The sequence below is a fragment of the Neobacillus sp. 204 genome, from assembly GCF_046562815.1.
In the GTDB taxonomy this organism is placed as follows: Bacteria; Bacillota; Bacilli; order Bacillales; family Cytobacillaceae; genus Neobacillus.
Genome location: NZ_JBJORY010000007.1, coordinates 52,805 through 68,612 on the forward strand (window position 1 = coordinate 52,805; position 15,808 = coordinate 68,612).

At 41.5% G+C, this 15,808-nt stretch carries 17 protein-coding genes; 7 read left to right on the forward strand and 10 right to left on the reverse strand.

The features are described 5' to 3' along the window. Window position 1: 1 nt before the first annotated feature. Window positions 2-1,303: an NCS2 family permease gene (locus ACJ004_RS15515; protein WP_410894003.1), complete on the forward strand. Its 1,302-nt coding sequence runs from the start codon at window positions 2-4 to the stop codon at window positions 1,301-1,303. Between the two features lie 55 nt (window positions 1,304-1,358). Here the strand turns inward: ACJ004_RS15515 and ACJ004_RS15520 are convergent, their stop codons facing one another. Further along, a complete protein-coding gene (locus ACJ004_RS15520; protein WP_088089707.1) occupies window positions 1,359-1,550 on the reverse strand; it encodes a hypothetical protein in 192 nt (63 codons plus the stop codon). Between the two features lie 151 nt (window positions 1,551-1,701). Between ACJ004_RS15520 and ACJ004_RS15525 the strand changes: the two genes are divergently transcribed. The 6 genes from ACJ004_RS15525 to ACJ004_RS15550 all read left to right on the forward strand — a co-directional run bounded on the left by ACJ004_RS15525 (window position 1,702) and on the right by ACJ004_RS15550 (window position 5,894). Then, complete coding sequence (locus ACJ004_RS15525) at window positions 1,702-1,920, forward strand: DUF1659 domain-containing protein (RefSeq protein WP_410894004.1); 219 nt, start codon at window positions 1,702-1,704, stop codon at window positions 1,918-1,920. Between the two features lie 45 nt (window positions 1,921-1,965). Next, a complete protein-coding gene (locus ACJ004_RS15530) occupies window positions 1,966-2,184 on the forward strand; it encodes a DUF2922 domain-containing protein (protein ID WP_410894005.1) in 219 nt (72 codons plus the stop codon). 61 nt (window positions 2,185-2,245) lie between these two features. Continuing rightward, on the forward strand, window positions 2,246-2,389 hold the full coding sequence (locus ACJ004_RS15535; protein WP_410894006.1) for a YvrJ family protein: 144 nt from the start codon (window positions 2,246-2,248) through the stop codon (window positions 2,387-2,389). Window positions 2,390-2,794: 405 nt separating this feature from the next. Next, on the forward strand, window positions 2,795-3,595 hold the full coding sequence (locus ACJ004_RS15540; RefSeq protein ID WP_410894008.1) for an N-acetylmuramoyl-L-alanine amidase: 801 nt from the start codon (window positions 2,795-2,797) through the stop codon (window positions 3,593-3,595). Window positions 3,596-3,741: 146 nt separating this feature from the next. Continuing rightward, window positions 3,742-5,268, forward strand: coding sequence for an N-acetylmuramoyl-L-alanine amidase (locus ACJ004_RS15545; protein ID WP_410894009.1), 1,527 nt, complete (start codon window positions 3,742-3,744; stop codon window positions 5,266-5,268). A 209-nt stretch (window positions 5,269-5,477) separates the two neighbouring features. Next, on the forward strand, window positions 5,478-5,894 hold the full coding sequence (locus ACJ004_RS15550) for a VanZ family protein (RefSeq protein ID WP_410894010.1): 417 nt from the start codon (window positions 5,478-5,480) through the stop codon (window positions 5,892-5,894). Between the two features lie 254 nt (window positions 5,895-6,148). Here ACJ004_RS15550 and ACJ004_RS15555 read toward each other — a convergent pair whose 3' ends face one another. The 9 genes from ACJ004_RS15555 to ACJ004_RS15595 form a co-directional block, all read right to left on the reverse strand. Beyond that, entirely contained in the window at window positions 6,149-7,162 is a 1,014-nt protein-coding gene (locus tag ACJ004_RS15555) for an SIS domain-containing protein (RefSeq protein ID WP_410894011.1), read from the reverse strand. Between the two features lie 200 nt (window positions 7,163-7,362). Then, on the reverse strand, window positions 7,363-8,328 hold the full coding sequence (locus ACJ004_RS15560; protein WP_410894012.1) for an SIS domain-containing protein: 966 nt from the start codon (window positions 8,326-8,328) through the stop codon (window positions 7,363-7,365). A gap of 13 nt (window positions 8,329-8,341) precedes the next feature. Next, entirely contained in the window at window positions 8,342-9,562 is a 1,221-nt protein-coding gene (locus ACJ004_RS15565; RefSeq protein WP_410894013.1) for an MDR family MFS transporter, read from the reverse strand. Between the two features lie 60 nt (window positions 9,563-9,622). Then, on the reverse strand, window positions 9,623-10,456 hold the full coding sequence (locus ACJ004_RS15570; protein ID WP_410894014.1) for a TIM barrel protein: 834 nt from the start codon (window positions 10,454-10,456) through the stop codon (window positions 9,623-9,625). A gap of 193 nt (window positions 10,457-10,649) precedes the next feature. Further along, on the reverse strand, window positions 10,650-11,552 hold the full coding sequence (locus ACJ004_RS15575; RefSeq protein WP_410894015.1) for a carbohydrate ABC transporter permease: 903 nt from the start codon (window positions 11,550-11,552) through the stop codon (window positions 10,650-10,652). Between the two features lie 4 nt (window positions 11,553-11,556). After that, complete coding sequence (locus ACJ004_RS15580) at window positions 11,557-12,444, reverse strand: carbohydrate ABC transporter permease (RefSeq protein WP_410894016.1); 888 nt, start codon at window positions 12,442-12,444, stop codon at window positions 11,557-11,559. A 52-nt stretch (window positions 12,445-12,496) separates the two neighbouring features. Beyond that, window positions 12,497-13,789: an ABC transporter substrate-binding protein gene (locus ACJ004_RS15585; RefSeq protein ID WP_410894017.1), complete on the reverse strand. Its 1,293-nt coding sequence runs from the start codon at window positions 13,787-13,789 to the stop codon at window positions 12,497-12,499. Between the two features lie 105 nt (window positions 13,790-13,894). Beyond that, window positions 13,895-14,737 (reverse strand): fructoselysine 6-kinase, encoded by an 843-nt coding sequence (locus ACJ004_RS15590; RefSeq protein ID WP_410894018.1) that lies wholly within the window; start codon window positions 14,735-14,737, stop codon window positions 13,895-13,897. Window positions 14,738-14,806: 69 nt separating this feature from the next. Further along, window positions 14,807-15,544 (reverse strand): GntR family transcriptional regulator, encoded by a 738-nt coding sequence (locus ACJ004_RS15595; RefSeq protein WP_410894020.1) that lies wholly within the window; start codon window positions 15,542-15,544, stop codon window positions 14,807-14,809. Between the last annotated feature and the right edge of the window lie 264 nt (window positions 15,545-15,808).

Here is a 15,808-nt window from a genome sequence, read left to right on the forward strand (position 1 = left end):
CATGTTTAAATTAATAGAAAATCATACCAATACAAAAACGGAGCTGCTTGCGGGTCTCACTACCTTTTTTACGATGGTCTATATTGTGGTCGTAAATCCGGTCATTCTCGCCGACGCCGGGGTTCCGTTCGGGCAAGTGTTCACAGCGACAATCATCTCCGCAGTCGTTGCAACATTATGGATGGCACTTTTCGCCAATTATCCAATTGCCATTGCCCCCGGAATGGGACTCAACGCCTATTTTGCTTATTCTGTTGTGGGTGGCCATCAGGGGATAACTTACCAAACTGCCTTTGCCGCTGTATTTATTGCTGGCGTTATTTTTGTCATCTTATCGCTAACTCCCCTTCGGGAAAAATTAATTGACGCCATCCCGGAAAACCTAAAACACGGGATTACCGCAGGAATCGGGCTGTTTATTGCCTTTATCGGACTGCGTCTCACAAAAATCATTACAGCACACCCGACTAATCTTGTTGGTCTCGGCGACCTTCATTCTGCTTCTGCTCTTTTAGCGCTAGTAGGGCTGGCGATCACACTTGTATTGATGACACTCCGAGTCAACGGCGCGATATTTTTTGGAATGGTCATTACCGGGCTAATTGCTTTCTTTACTGGTCAGCTTGAATTCAATCAAGGTTTTATGGCGCTGCCTACTCTGCCAGAGGGACTAATGATTGCTAATCCAGTGACGGCACTGACTGACGTTATTCAGCACAGCCTTTATGCTGTTGTCTTTTCTTTCATTTTAGTGACTATTTTTGACACGACTGGAACGATGATTGGGGTTGCAAACCAAGCCGGTTTAATGAAAGGCGGCAAATTGCCGCGAGCGAAAGAAGCTTTACTCGCCGATTCTGTTGGTACCGCAGTAGGTGCTATGTTTGGGACGAGCCCAACAACAGCCTATATTGAATCTTCGTCAGGGGTCGCAGCTGGCGGTCGGACTGGTTTAACTTCACTTACAGTTGCCATCCTGTTCATCTTGTCCGCCTTCTTCGGACCACTCGTCAGCTCTGTGTCTGGGATTTCTGCGATTACCGCACCTGCGTTAATCATTGTCGGCAGTCTAATGATGGGAAGTATTGCGAAAATCCGCTGGAACGAATTGGATGAGGCCTTTCCGGCATTTTTGACAGTCTTGAGCATGCCGCTAACATCAAGTATTGCAACGGGAATTGCCCTAGGTTTCATCAGTTACCCTCTTTTAAAGTTAGTAAAAGGTAAGTGGCGTGAAATTCATCCACTGATTTACGTATTCGCCATTCTATTCTTTATTCAATTAGCATTTTTACAGCATTAATAAAACAAAAGAGTGTCAGGCACCAGTGCGGTGCCTGACACTCTTTTTATGTTACCTACTTTTTAGGCAGATCCAGTGCCTGGTAGGCTAATTGATACTTTCCGCCGTCTGCCACTTCTGAATGGTACAAAGCCTTTAGAGCGGTATTTTTCTCGAGGCCGTGTTCTACCTTCAACTCTTTTAAGCGTGTATGCAATTCTTTATTATCCTTAATTAGCTGCTGCATTTGTGATTTCAAATACTTCATATGATGATAACTCCCTTCAGAAACCAAATCCGTTCCCCAAGTATAGCATTAATCAACCTTATTTAAATAAAACATCCAGTATTTATTTTTACTGACCCTGTCCTTTTTACCAACTTTTTTCTATATAGAAGGTGAAAGGAGGTGATTGATCATGGCCCAAGCATTACTTGAAGGCACGAAGCTTCGTTTGGTTTTCGAAGTTGGCATGGATGAAGATGGCGAACCCATCCTTCGAGCAAAAACGTTTAGCAATGTTAAAAAAGAAGCAACGGTAGAACAGTTCTCTCAAGCAGCACAAGCAATCACTGTTTTGTGCAAGGACACGCTAAATAAAGTGGAACGAAATGACAGTTCAGAAATTATTGCCTAGTTATCTTAGAGATTAATCAATCTCAATAGTTAGGAGGTGAGAAATATGGCAAAGACCTTGGAATTACAGTTTAGTACGGAGTTCGGAAAAACAGCGAGTTTATCGGTTGAAAACCCAAAAGAACCAATTGACGAGTCAGTCGTCAAGCAATCGATGGCACAAATCATTGCATCTGGTATCTTCACTACTGCTAGTGGAAATTTTGTAGCTGCTAAAGGAGCAAGAGTTGTCGACCGAAATGTAACAGAATATGAACTAGTATAATAACGGAGAGGCCGATTCCCCCTAGGGACGGCCTTTTTTCATAAAGGAGGAGGTGAAAAAAGTGGAGCAACTCATTCCAATCATCAGCGAGGTTGGCTTCCCCATCGTCGTGACCCTTTATCTGCTTTACCGCATTGAGTCAAAGCTTGATATGGTCGTTACCTCGATCCAGAATCTTCCCGACCGCATGAAGGAACGAACATAACTGTCCGTACAACCCATGGCGTAAGCGTAAGGATTGTTCTTTGTTACCGAAAGCTTATTATCTATGCCGTATCGGTCAAATAAGGGCTCTCTATGTTACCCTTCCCACGCTCCATTTACGGTTCCGGTCACATAGGGGCTCTTTATGTTACCCTAATCATGCTCCGTTTGCCGTTTCGGTCACATAAAGGCTCTCTATGTTACCCTTCCCACGCTCCGTTTACCTTTTCGGTCACATAGGACCACTCTTGTTACCGAAAGCTTATTGCGTTCAAAGTTTCGGTAACAAAGGAATATTATTTGTTAAGATATTCTATCAATGACATCGTGACAAGCACCCGCACATAGTTGTCCATATTTACATAGGATGTATATGTAATCAATTTTAGGAAATGGAGATGATAAAATGAAGCTTTATTTAGATCCGGGTCATGGCGGACAAGACCCTGGCGCTCAAGGTCATGGATTGGATGAAAAGGATTTAACATTAGCTATCGCGCTCAAAATACGGTCCATTTTACAAAATGATTATGAAAACATTGACGTAAAAATGAGCAGGAGCAGCGATACCACTAAAAGCTTAAGTCAGCGATCCAGTGAGGCCAATGCTTGGGATGCCGACTTTTTCTTAAGCATTCATATCAATGCCGGGCCAAGTTCCGCACAAGGTTATGAGGACTATATTTACAGTGGTTTGTCTAACTCTTCTAAGACAGCTCAATATCAGGATATTATCCATGCTGAAGTCATGAAAGTAAATCAACTACAGGACCGTGGCCAAAAAAAGGCGAACTTTCATGTTTTACGCGAGACAAATATGCCAGCACTCCTAACGGAAAATGGATTTATTAGTAATGATCATGACGCTGAATTAATGAAACAACCATCTTGGATCCAAAAAGTAGCACAAGGGCACGCCAATGGAATTGCCAAAGCCTTTAGCTTGAGGCGAAAACCAATTGAACCGCCAACCGGAACACTTTTCAAAGTGATTGCTGGTTCATTCAAATCAAAGGAAAATGCGGACGAGCGAGTCGAAGAGCTGCATAAAAAGGACATCGAATCATTTGTTGATACCACAAAAATCTCAGGCGAAACATGGTACCGAGTTCAAGCTGGCGCCTTTTCCAGCCGCGAAAACGCAGAAGACCGATTAGCTGAAGTAAAAAAAGCGGGAATCAAAGACGCATTCCTCGTTGCAGAATAAACACCGTACAAAAGACCTCTTCTTAACGAACAAATAGGAGGTCTTTTGTATGGTTTTTGTCTTTATACTATTCAGATTGAGTCGACTGGATTGGATTTTCCATATCATATAGATGAACGCATTTTACACGGAATGGAGGAGTAAGTATGAAGCTATTTTTAGATCCAGGTCATGGCGGTGAGGATCCCGGTGCTCATGGAAATGGGTTAGATGAAAAAGATCTTACCTTAGCTATTGCGCTTAAAATACGAAATATCATCCTCAATGATTACGAAAACGTTCAAGTGAAGATGAGTCGTACAAGTGATACCACCAGAAGCTTAGCACAGCGTTCAAAGGCAGCCAACGCATGGAACGCAGACTTTTTCTTGGCAATTCACATCAATTCAGCAGACAGTTCCGCCCAAGGTTATGAGGATTTTATCTACAACGGCTTATCTGATTCTAGTAAAGCAGCCAAATACCAAAAGATCATCCATGCCGAAGTCATCAAAGTAAGTCAGCTGAAAGACCGCGGCCAAAAAAAGGCCAATTTTCATGTCCTCAGGGAAACAAACATGCCTTCTCTATTAACAGAAAACGGCTTTATCAGTAATAAACATGATGCCGCACTGATAAAAGATGCATCCTGGCAGCAAAAAGTCGCCCAAGGGCATGTCAACGGAATTGCCAAAGCCTTTGGACTGAAACGCAAAGAAACGAAAGAAACACCCAAAACATCAACCACACCGAAAACCACCACATCCGGAACAAAAACAGTCTACACAGTCTATGTTGGTTCCTATAAATCGAAAGAAAACGCACAAGACAGGGCCGGAGAACTGAAGAAAAAGAGTATTAAATCATCGATTGTGTCCACAAAAATATCTGGCGCCACTTGGTACCGCGTGAAGGAAGCCACCTATACAACCAACGCAAAAGCAGAAAAACGCCTAAAAGAAATCGAAAAAGCAGGATATGATGATGCCTTCATTATTACCGAAAAAACAAACACAACGGTAACTAAAACAGAAACCAAGAAACCTACATCAAGCACAAGCAAACCTTCAACAACAACCAGTAAACCTACAACACCCAAACCCACAACAGGCACAAATCCAAACACAAATACCAAAGGCAGCACGAACACGAGCCCAAGCACTACTCCAACCAACAATACTAATGAAATCCCCATCATAGCTGACCCCGTTCAATTTACTGTTTTAGGCCCGACCTTCCTATCGCCGGAACAGATGAATCAATTTGTGAAAAAGGTCAATCCTAAAGCGCCCGAATTAGGTGAGTTTTATCAGACCTTTGGAAAATATTACGGGATTCGCGGGGATGTAGCCTTTGCACAAGCCATTCACGAAACAGACTATTTTCGGTTTACTGGAGTCGTCCAACCTGAACAGAACAACTACGCAGGAATCGGAGCAACCGGAGGAGAAATTCGCGGTGCACGTTTTGACAATGAAGAAGAAGGGGTCCTTGCCCAGCTTCAGCACCTGTACGCGTATGCGACAACTAAGCCGCTACCTAGTCAATATCCATTAGTTGATCCCCGTTTCCATCTTGTCGACAGAGGTTCTGCTCCAACTTGGACTGCTTTAAACGGAAAATGGGCTGTTCCTGGTACAACCTATGGGCAATCCATTCTAAGCCTTTATCAAAAAATGATTCATTCAGGATAATGAATAGCTGGAGGCTATCCAAAAACTCCACCCCTTCTCAGATGGCTTATCCCCCACCTTACATGGATGGTTTCCTGCCATCCCCCCCTAAGAAAGACCTCTTTATCGTACGAAAGAGGTCTTTTCCTTTGTCGATTGTTGAATTCCCACTTATCCGGTATAATACCGAAAAAATGGGACTACACTGAAAGGATATGGGAGGGATTTCAATGCGGAAATTTTTTATTTTATTATGGGCTCTAGCCATCTTTATTTTTACCTGCACCGCCAGTTTTTCAGGATTAATAGAATCAGGTGAAGTTCGCTTTGAGTGGAACAGTCACCCCAATTTTTTTGAACTCATATCCCCCTTACCGCTTGACCTTAGCCGCGACTTCCTGCTTCAAAAATGCGGTCATGTCCTTGCCTTTCTCATTTTAACCATTTTGTTACAATCCAAATTCCATTACAAAGCAGTGACTCTATTTCTAGCAATTTGTTTCGCTTCGCTAACGGAAATTCTTCAATTATATTTTACTCGGGACGGGAGAATTTTTGATATAGCCATCGATCTAATCGGCATTCTTATAGCATCGGGTACAAGAAGTCTGCTCTCCGTACCTCAATCCAGGCAAACCCATCTTTGATGGAATGGCTGGATTTTTTTAAAAAGCCCCAAAATATCCGGAACAGCCAGGGTTTATCTTACTGTCCTCTGTCTGAACATGGGGGAACCGATACGTATCAGCCCTCGATTTTAATTATCGGTCTTACAGTAAGTTTCTTACTCCCATCCAGTTTGAAAGCGACAACACTCATTGTTGAACAACGACAAAGAAACAGCCCTCACTGAGTGAAGGCTGCACGCGAAACTTTCAATTATTCTATTAAAATGGACCTTTTAATAAGCCATTTTACGGTAATATCTGCGAGTCTCTAATGGATGATTTCTTTCACGCTCAAGGTATACACTGATTCGGCCAGTTAGTGCCCAGTTCAAGCAGATAGCAAAGTGCTTTCTGAATTCTTCACTAATTCCTTCCAAGCGATAATCTTTGGTATCCAAAATGAACAATTCCTTTGTGATATTTTCAGCGAAATTTTCCACACGTTCCATTAACGGACGAGTTTCATCTTCGCCTTTGAATAAAATAACACTTGTATCCTCCTCCAACAGTTCAAGAGTGCCGTGGAAGAATTCTGCAGCATGGATCGATTTGGACTTAATCCATTGCATTTCCTCTAGGATACACATTGCGTAGGAATACGCATTTCCCCAAAGGTTCCCTGAACCAACCACCATGTGGTAATCAGTATTCTTATGCTTGATGGCAAATTGCTCCGCTTGTGAGTCGAACTGCTCTAGTGCATCAACGATCCCTTTTGGTAAGAGAGAAATTTCTTTAGCCAACTGGTCATATTGCGGGAACTCATCATTGTTATGAATAAAACGGAAAGTAAGCAGCTGCAAATGAATAAAGAATGTATCAAACGAATATTTTTCGTGACCAGTGGTGATGCAGTAATCAACAGCTTCTGCTAATGGTGTACCAGGCTCAGCCACTAATCCAATTGTTGTCGCACCCTTGCTCTTACAGAACTCAGCTGCAGCAACTGTTTCTTTTGTTGTTCCAGTAACTGAAGCAAAGATACAAACAGAATCCTTTGTCAGGTGGCGATTATTCATCACAAGTAGTTCAGCCGCAATCTCTGCATGAACTTCAACAGATGAATTGGATTTCAGGATATACTCATATGGATACATCATCGCAATCGTCCCGCCAGAACCAATCAAGAAAATATTCTTAAAACCCTTTGCGGAAATTCCATCAACAACCCTCTCTATTTCTTCTCTCTTTGCAAGCGCCTCTTGACCAACTAATTGTAAGTATACTTCAGCATCGAATTTCAACATTTTTCATTCCTCCAAATTTATATTAGAATTTTTGGGACTACAATAGTTAATGGTGTTTTTTATGGTACCGTTCACCCTTTGTGGACATCTGTACACACACAGTGCACACCCAAAAGCAAGTATTATAATGTCTATCCAGGATGGACAAACTGCCTATAGTGTCTTTCTTTGGTGCCTGACACTAACGTTTATACAATCTTTTAGTAAGGAACTTTCCACATATATCTTCTGGTGCTTAGTGGGTGGTTGCGGATCTCGGCTAGTTGTTCTGCGTATTGGCGCAGGATGGCTTGTAGGACGAGTGGGGCGATGTAACCTTTGACACTTTCGGCCACTCCTGTTAGGTCAAACTCCTTCGCATCGAGAACAACGAGTCTTTCACCATATTTTTGTGTAAATTCCAATGAACGCTCTTCTAATGGACGCGTCTCATCTAAACCTAATAGCTGAATCACTGGTACGTCCTTATCCAAGACTTCAAATGGCCCGTGGAAATACTCCCCCGCATGAAGGGCGTGGGAATGAATCCATTGCATTTCCATCAACAGGCAAATTGCAAACCAATAGGCAATGCCATAATTGGCGCCGCTCGCCATCGTGTAAATCACTTTTTCATCTTTATAAGATTGGGCAAATTCCTTGGCCGAAGCTAAAAACTTTGCTTTCTCCCGAACTAATATTTGATCTAGATTTTCTAAGGAGGAAAGCAGCTCGGAAAATTTTTCATTACCTTCTTTGATCGCCAGAAGTCCAAATACAAGTTCTAACATCACAGATTGCGCTTCATTCAGATATTTCGCATCTCTCCCATCCTCATAAACAATCACATGTTCAGAAACTTGAGCAAGCGGTGATTCCGCATCAAATGTTAACGAGACGGTAATTGCTCCTTTTTCCCTTGCAAAGCGGGTAGCCTCTACCGTCTCCGGTGTTTTTCCAAAGTGCGAGCACGAAATCACAAGTGATTTCTCATTGAGTTTCTGCGGATTACGGTGCACAAACTCATTGGAACTATAAAGGTCAGAGTCAATGGTTTCACTTTCACGGTCTAATACGTATTTACTTGCATACATAAGGGAAGAAGAGCCCCCGCAGCCTACGAAATAAACACGATCAATAGCCTTCTCTTTAAAAACCTCCAACGATTTTTGTACGTCAGCTAACATTTTTCATCCTCCTTTATTTATTGACTTTTACGGTTGATACTTCTTTTTGTATATATTGGAGCCTTTGATATGTACCAAAACAAATCAAGGCAAAACCACAAATAAAAATACATGAATACAAGAGTACCAAGGGCCCGAAACCATCAAATAGCAAACCTCCAAGTAAAGGTCCAATCGTCCTGCCCACATTAGCAGCACCACTTACTAAACCTTGGTACATTCCTCTTCTATCAAGGGGTGCCAGCCGATCCGCAATCGCTGGCACGGCCGGAAAAATAAGGATTTCTCCGATCGTCATAATCACCATCCCCGTTACAAACCCGCCATATGACTGATTTTGGGATAGAAGGGCGAAGGTAAGTATGAAAAAGATAACCCCGGATAGAAGCTGCCACTTCACCGGACTCTTAACACGGTCCATAAACCATTGAAGTAAGGGCTGACCCAGTAAGATGAGTAAACCGTTGATTGTCCACAACGCACTATAGGATGACAACGGAAATCCTAGCAGGTGAATATAAGTAGAAATACTTGTTTGCCATTGAATATAGGTAACCCAGCAAAACATAAATCCTAAACAAAGAATTAATAAGGAATAGAAGCTCTGGAGTGGACGGAATTCTTTTTTTGGTCTGGGGTCGAGAGCCTTCTTTTGCGCTGCTTCATAAACTGGATCAGGCTCATCAAGTGCCCTCCAAACAATAAATATAAAGAGCAGATATGTGAACCCATTGACCCAAAAGACGTATTGGAATGAAAATTGTGCAACGATACCACCTAAGGCCGTACCTATGGCGACACCAAAATTTAGAACGAGATAAATAAGATTAAAGCTCTTTCTGCCGCCTTCCTTCCATATACTACCTGCAAGAGCATAAATAGGAGGAAATATGGTTCCAATCCCTAAACCAAGCAGAATCATCATTAGGATATAAACCGGCCATGATAGACCAATCGAGATAATGAAAATGAAACAGGCTGATGATAGAACGGCTAGGAGAAGAGTTCGTTTCCCGCGTATGCGATCATACAAATAGCCACCAAGAAAACTGCCAATAATTTCAGCTGCTGAGTGAAGCATCATCACAAACCCTGCTTCAGATAAGGTTTTCCCCATCCCTTGCGTAATGTAAATGGTGTGCAAGGGCCAAAGAAACGCCATTCCTGTTGAATTGACCAGCATCGCGAGCAATAAAACTTTTAAACTCCTTGGATAACTCCTCCAAATAGACATAGGATAAAACTCCTTTTATCACTGAACTTGTCACCCGATTTTGAACCATTCCTCCACCCTCTAAACCAGAAAGGGTGCTAGACTTCGCAGTGATTTTTCAATCGCCTCATCTGGATTTAGCAAATATTGCGAAGAAGTAAATTCCAATGTGAGGGCACGGTCGTAATTAAAGTCTGCTAAGGTTCCCATGTATTTTTCCAATGGAAGGACGCCGTCCCCCCAAGCTAAATGTCCACTTGGGTTCCCGTCGATAAAGTGGATATGGACAAAATCATCCTGTAATTGTTCAAAATAGCTTGCCAGCTCCTCACCTTCAACCGCAAGTTGGATTGTATCCACCATTCCTTTCAAATAAGAAGAAGGAATTGAATCGAGCATTTCTTTAAGTTCAGGCAAGGTAGTAATCAGATTGGACTCAATTTTTTGCAGCGGTTCGAGCGCCAATATGATTCCTTGTTTTTCCGCATAAGCCGTCAGCTGTTCCAAAGAATCTTGGGTTCGCCTCCAGGCTTCCTGCCTGTTTTCATTGCGGTACCCCCAGCCTGCTGTTACTAACACCATCGGGACTTCTAGTTCAATCGCGGCATCCACCGATTTTTTAAAGTAAGCCACACTTCTTTCACGAATCGCCGGCTCTGTTGCCGCAAGATTAATTGGATACATACATTGTTCGGGAGTAAAGCAAACAATCTCTAATTCGCGCCGATCTATATCTTTCTTGATTCCACCGATATCAGCTAAGGATAAGTCCTCCACATACAGGTGCGGCGCAGCCCCCCACAGTTCAATTTTTTCAAATTCATATTTCACCATGGCATCTAAAAAATAGTTGAGCGGGTAGTGCAGATAGTGAAAGTTCATCCCTGTTATTTGCGACCGTTTGATTTTGTTCATTCAATCCCTCCAACTCTTCGAAAATCAGCAAACCCATTTTTTACCATTTTTTAACATTTGGTATATACCATTTTAACCAGCAGGAAATCCCACTAATTTGGAATCAGAGTAGGAAAGCCAATCAACCTTTCCTATTCTGTTCCATCACTTTAAAATAACCAATCAAATGAAGCAACATCCTTTAGGGGAAAGATTATCCTTTTACACTTCCAGCAGAAAGTCCACGGACAAACTGCCTTTGAAAAACGATATAAGCGATAATCATTGGCAGCGCCGAAATCGCTAATCCCGCCAATTGAATCCCGAAGTTGGTATTCAGCTGACTTCTCAGATTCATTAATCCCACCGGAATCGTCCTTAGCGAGGAATCCTCGACAAATACTAACGCAAACATGAATTCATTCCACACATTCATCCCTGTTAATAAAGCACATGAGGCAATAATCGGTTTAGCCAACGGTAAAATAATATGCCGATACACCTGCAAGATATTACACCCATCAATAATCGCCGACTCCTCCAGTTCTTTAGAGATCGACAGAAAATAGGAGCGCATTAGGAAAATCGCAAACGGCAATTGAAACGCAACATAAGGAAGAATTAACGCCCAATAAGTATTGTAAAGCCCCACTGCCTGCAGCAATTTGTACAGTGGAATTAAACTGACCTGCGGCGCAAGCATCAATCCGCTGAGGATAAGGACAAGGAAAATATTCTGTCCCTTAAACTGAAAGCGACTTAACCCAAAAGCGGCCATCGATCCAAGCAATAATACCGAGACGACTGACACCACTGTTATGAACACACTGTTTATAAAAAATTGGCCAATCCCTGCATCCCATGCAGCCTGATAATTTCCCCACAGCCATTCCTCTGGCAGGGACCATGTGTTCAAGAAAAAGTCAGCATTTGATTTTAGGCCGCTCAAACCGAGCCAAATGATTGGGTAGATGATAATCACTGAAAAAATCCCAAACCACAAAAGGACGGCAGACTGGAAAATTCTATCCTTGACCTTTCTCACAGAAAGCTTCGAACTGCCAGTTGCAATTTTTTTTAATTCATTCGCATTTACCACCGGACTATTATTTGCCATTTCCTTACACCTCCTTTCCCGATTTCCCTAATTTCAGTTGAATTAAGGAAAGGGTTAGGGTAATGACAAAAATAATGGTCCCAATCGTAGAGGCATAGCCCATTTCATCGTTACGGAAGGCGGCTCGATAAAGCATCGTTCCTAAAACCTCCGTCGAACGGCCTGGTCCCCCATTGGTCATAACATAAACTTCATCAAATACTTTAAAGGCACAGATAACAGTAATGATCGTACCTACAAGAATCATTTCCTTCATCTGAGGCAGGGTGATAAAAAAGAACGTTTTTATCTTAGAAGCGCCATCAATCATAGCCGCTTCATAATACTCGAATGGAATTTTTTGCATCGCAAGCAAGAACAGCATCGTCATATAACCGGTGTACTGCCATTGCGATACCGCAACAACGGCATAGATAGCAGTTTTACTGTCCCCCAGCCATGATAGGGCCCATTCTGATTGACCAATGGTCTTTAACACCCCATTCACTAAACCAACTTCCGGGTTATAAAGCAGCTGCCATAACAAACCAACGACTGCAATGGAAATAACAGAAGGGATAAAAAAGACAGTTCGGAAAAAGGGCTGAAACCGTCTAATCAATTTATCTTCTAAAATGGCTGCAATGATTAAGCCCCCGCCCACCTGAAAAATTAATGAAATGACGGCGTATAGAGAATTATTTTTCAATGCAGTAAAAAAGACTGGATCCTTAAAAAGCCTGCCATAATACTCAAAGCCAACAAAAACTCTTCCAGCCTCAAAGGAATTCCACCGAAATAAACTGTTATAGAGATTTAATACAATCGGCAAAAATACAAAAAATAGGATGAAAAGGAGCGCTGGCGAAATAAAAAGTATGGCGGTTCGACTGTTACGAAATGTTTTTGTCATCCCTGCATCCTCCTAGGAGGGGGTAAGCAGTACCCTACCTACCCTTTCTCTTTTATTCCACTTCACTTTGTACTTGCTTGGCAACTTCCTGAACCTCTTTGATAATTTCTTCTGGTGATTTTGATCCATCAAGCAACAGCTGGATATTGGATAAATAGACATCGGCTACCTTCGCATGGACGTCTGTGTCGAGCCATTCGGCCATACCTTCCGCCTTCTTCATGTAATCCACACCTTCAGCTACTTCCTTCAGGGCTGTATCTGGGTTCGTGGCCCCATCAATCGGACTTGGCCAGCCAATTTGCTTTACAAGCTTCAAGGCGTTTTCTTTACTTGTTAGAAACTTCAAGAATTTAATCGCTTCTTTCGGATGCTTGGTTTTCGAAGAAACGATAAATCCATCCGGTGCCCCAGTAATGAAACTCTGACTTCCCTTACCATCTGCAATGGACGGCATTGGGAAGAAGCCCCAGTTTCCTTTCATATTATTTTCAACTGTTGCGAACTCTTCTAATTCCACATAGAAGATCGCTCCCTTACCTGCAGCGAATAATTGTTGTCCCATATCATGGGAACTAGAGTTAACATTCTTCATAAAATAACCCTTTTTATTTAAGTCTGCTAACATTTGCATTGCCTTCACATAGCCAGGATCGGTGAACTCTCCTGTTTTAGGATTATAATCTTTCATTCTGACATCCTGTGCGACCATCTTTTGGTTTAAGCCTGTTAAGTAATGGATCGCTGCCCATGGGCCTTGGTTTCCGAGTATAATCGGAGTTTCTCCGCCCTTTTTCAAGGTATCAAGCACTTGGATAAATTCATCCCAAGTAGTTGGTGCCTGCAGTTGATATTTATCAAAAATCTTTTTGTTGTAAACAAAGAATTTTCCATTGAAACGTAGAGGAATACCGTAATTTTTTTCGTTAGATGTGAAAGGCTGAAGTGATGCCGGAATAAAACTATTCTTCCAAGCTGTATCTTCATTTAAATATGGAGTTAGATCTAAGGCTGCATCGGCACGAACGAATTTCCGGGCAAATTCACCCGACCAGGAAAACATAATGTCTGGAACTTCGTTTCCGCCTAGAATAACGCGGAGCTTGTCTTTAATCGGTTCATCTGCAATCGCTTCCATTTTAATCTTGATATCTGGATTTTCCTTTTCAAAGGCATCGACCACTTCTTCAAAATAAGGAGCGTATTCTGGCTGCGGCCACTTATGCAAAAACTTTAATACGACTTTCCCCGACTCTTCATTGCTCGAAGAAGAACTAGAGCATCCTGTCAGGGAAAGCGCAAATACCAACAGAACTGCTAATAAAACGTTTAATTTCATCCTCATTTCATTAACCCCCTTATTTTTTTAATAGATCACCAATTTTAGTAAAATCCTTTCCCCCCCCCTAATCTTCTATGAATGGTTTATATTTTTTTCCCTTTAAAGAAATTAAAAGGGAATCCCAAAACCAAAAGCACCATCAACTAAACAGGTTTTTGCTGCAAACTTTGCCGCTACCTCCAAACTATTTTTTAACAGAGTGAATTCCTGCATATCAGGGTCATTCTTTTTTTCAGAAAGATAATGTAAGATAAACGCGGTAAAAAAGGAATCCCCTGCACCAAGAGTATCAACCGGCTCCACAAAGTGCGGCTTCTGACGGTAAAAGTCTTGCCCGTTATATATGATTGATCCGCGTGAACCCATTGTCCCTAATACTAATTTACTCCCATAGGAATTGACTCGTTTTAATAGACTCTCCACTTCCTCATCGGCTAACTGCCCACAGCTCAACAGACTTATATCTATATGGGGGCAATTCTTTTCTAGTAATGAATCGGTATAATCACTTGAAAAATCATAGGATAATAGAATCCCGGATTCTTTTAACTTATGTAACTCTGAGTCCATATTACTGTAGATGCTGCTATGGGCAATATCAAAGCTCTTAATATATTCCATGTCTTCTGAATGGAGGACGACCGGATGGGCTATTTGCACACCACCCCCATTTCCGCCAATGAACACACGGTCTCCATCCACTAAATCAACAGCGGCAAAGCCGTTTTCACCTTCATGTTGCCTGCAATGAGAAATATCGACTTCTAAGCTTTTTAAAGTGGCAATAATGTGTTCGGCTGCCCGATCATTGCCAAACACACCAAGATAGGCCGCTTCAATTCCTAATTGCTTGGCATAGACACTGAAGTTCAACGAATTTCCACCTGGATACATTGTTTTTTTATGAACATACTTATCAACCACATTATCACCAACACCAATTACCTTCATGAAAAAAACCTCCTGGGATTATTAATGGTATATACCATTTGTGGTAAAATTAAACTGAAATGATACTCCTCATCTCAGTTTTAATTCCGAATAAAATTTCACAATGTCACTTCTTGTTAACGAAGTAGAGAATTCAATTTCCTGCTCATTTTTATCAAAAGCCACTGCTTCTTGAAAGATACACGGACTCTCAGAACGTATTTTTAATAGCTTACTCTCACTTTCATCTGAAACAGTAACCTGCATATACTCTTTTGCCATGACAAGGACAATCCCGTACTCTCTTTCTAATAATTCATACAATGAATCATTTTCAGTAATCATATCATTAAGTCCCGGGCAAAGTTTCTCTGACAAGAACGATTCTTCAATAGCGATGGGTGTTTCATTAACAAGTCGCAAACGTTTAATAGCGAACATCATATCTCCCTGAGCCAACTTTAGCTTTTGAGCTAAATTAGCAGTTGCTTCCATTTTTTGAATGGACAGAATCTGTGTGCTCGGAATTAACCCTTTATTCAGCATGTTTTTCGTGAAACTGTTAAATGTAACAAAGTCCATTTCAATTTTCTTATTATTGATAAAGGTGCCTGATCCCACACGCCGTTCAACCACACCTTCCCTTTCCAGCATCGACAAGGTATGTCTCGCTGTCATCCTGCTGATTTGAAACTGCTCTGCCAATTCCCGCTCCGAAGGAAGTTTATCGCCTTGCTTAAGTTTACCGCTCTCGATCTCATCGAGAATTTTATTCCTTAATTGTTTGTAAAAAGGAACATCCTCATCATCTCTTATCATTCTACTCATCTCTAATTTCTCCCATTTATGCAGATATTCAATTCTTTATATACAAAGGATATATTATTTCTTCTTGTTTTGTAAAATTCTTGTTTTTATATTGGTATATACCATTTAAAACAAGGTTAACGTGAATATTTTGGAAGTTAGAGACTAAGGATTATAGAAATAAAACGCTTACAGTTAGTTTAATATAAAAACATTTCTTGGGTGTATTTCATCATTGGAGAATTGCAGAATGAAGATATTCAGATTGTAAAATTAAATTATGGA

Bases quoted from the DNA above. Each gene is read 5' to 3' on its own strand.
- ACJ004_RS15525 (WP_410894004.1), top strand. From the start codon at position 1,702: ATGGCCCAAGCATTACTTGAAGGCACGAAGCTTCGTTTGGTTTTCGAA.
- ACJ004_RS15570 (WP_410894014.1), bottom strand. From the start codon at position 10,456: ATGAACAAAATCAAACGGTCGCAAATAACAGGGATGAACTTTCACTAT.
- ACJ004_RS15575 (WP_410894015.1), bottom strand. From the start codon at position 11,552: ATGGCAAATAATAGTCCGGTGGTAAATGCGAATGAATTAAAAAAAATT.
- ACJ004_RS15580 (WP_410894016.1), bottom strand. From the start codon at position 12,444: ATGACAAAAACATTTCGTAACAGTCGAACCGCCATACTTTTTATTTCG.
- ACJ004_RS15545 (WP_410894009.1), top strand. From the start codon at position 3,742: ATGAAGCTATTTTTAGATCCAGGTCATGGCGGTGAGGATCCCGGTGCT.
- ACJ004_RS15530 (WP_410894005.1), top strand. From the start codon at position 1,966: ATGGCAAAGACCTTGGAATTACAGTTTAGTACGGAGTTCGGAAAAACA.
- ACJ004_RS15560 (WP_410894012.1), bottom strand. From the start codon at position 8,328: ATGTTAGCTGACGTACAAAAATCGTTGGAGGTTTTTAAAGAGAAGGCT.
- ACJ004_RS15595 (WP_410894020.1), bottom strand. From the start codon at position 15,544: ATGAGTAGAATGATAAGAGATGATGAGGATGTTCCTTTTTACAAACAA.
- ACJ004_RS15520 (WP_088089707.1), bottom strand. From the start codon at position 1,550: ATGAAGTATTTGAAATCACAAATGCAGCAGCTAATTAAGGATAATAAA.
- ACJ004_RS15555 (WP_410894011.1), bottom strand. From the start codon at position 7,162: ATGTTGAAATTCGATGCTGAAGTATACTTACAATTAGTTGGTCAAGAG.
- ACJ004_RS15550 (WP_410894010.1), top strand. From the start codon at position 5,478: ATGCGGAAATTTTTTATTTTATTATGGGCTCTAGCCATCTTTATTTTT.
- ACJ004_RS15585 (WP_410894017.1), bottom strand. From the start codon at position 13,789: ATGAGGATGAAATTAAACGTTTTATTAGCAGTTCTGTTGGTATTTGCG.
- ACJ004_RS15565 (WP_410894013.1), bottom strand. From the start codon at position 9,562: ATGTCTATTTGGAGGAGTTATCCAAGGAGTTTAAAAGTTTTATTGCTC.
- ACJ004_RS15515 (WP_410894003.1), top strand. From the start codon at position 2: ATGTTTAAATTAATAGAAAATCATACCAATACAAAAACGGAGCTGCTT.
- ACJ004_RS15590 (WP_410894018.1), bottom strand. From the start codon at position 14,737: ATGAAGGTAATTGGTGTTGGTGATAATGTGGTTGATAAGTATGTTCAT.
- ACJ004_RS15540 (WP_410894008.1), top strand. From the start codon at position 2,795: ATGAAGCTTTATTTAGATCCGGGTCATGGCGGACAAGACCCTGGCGCT.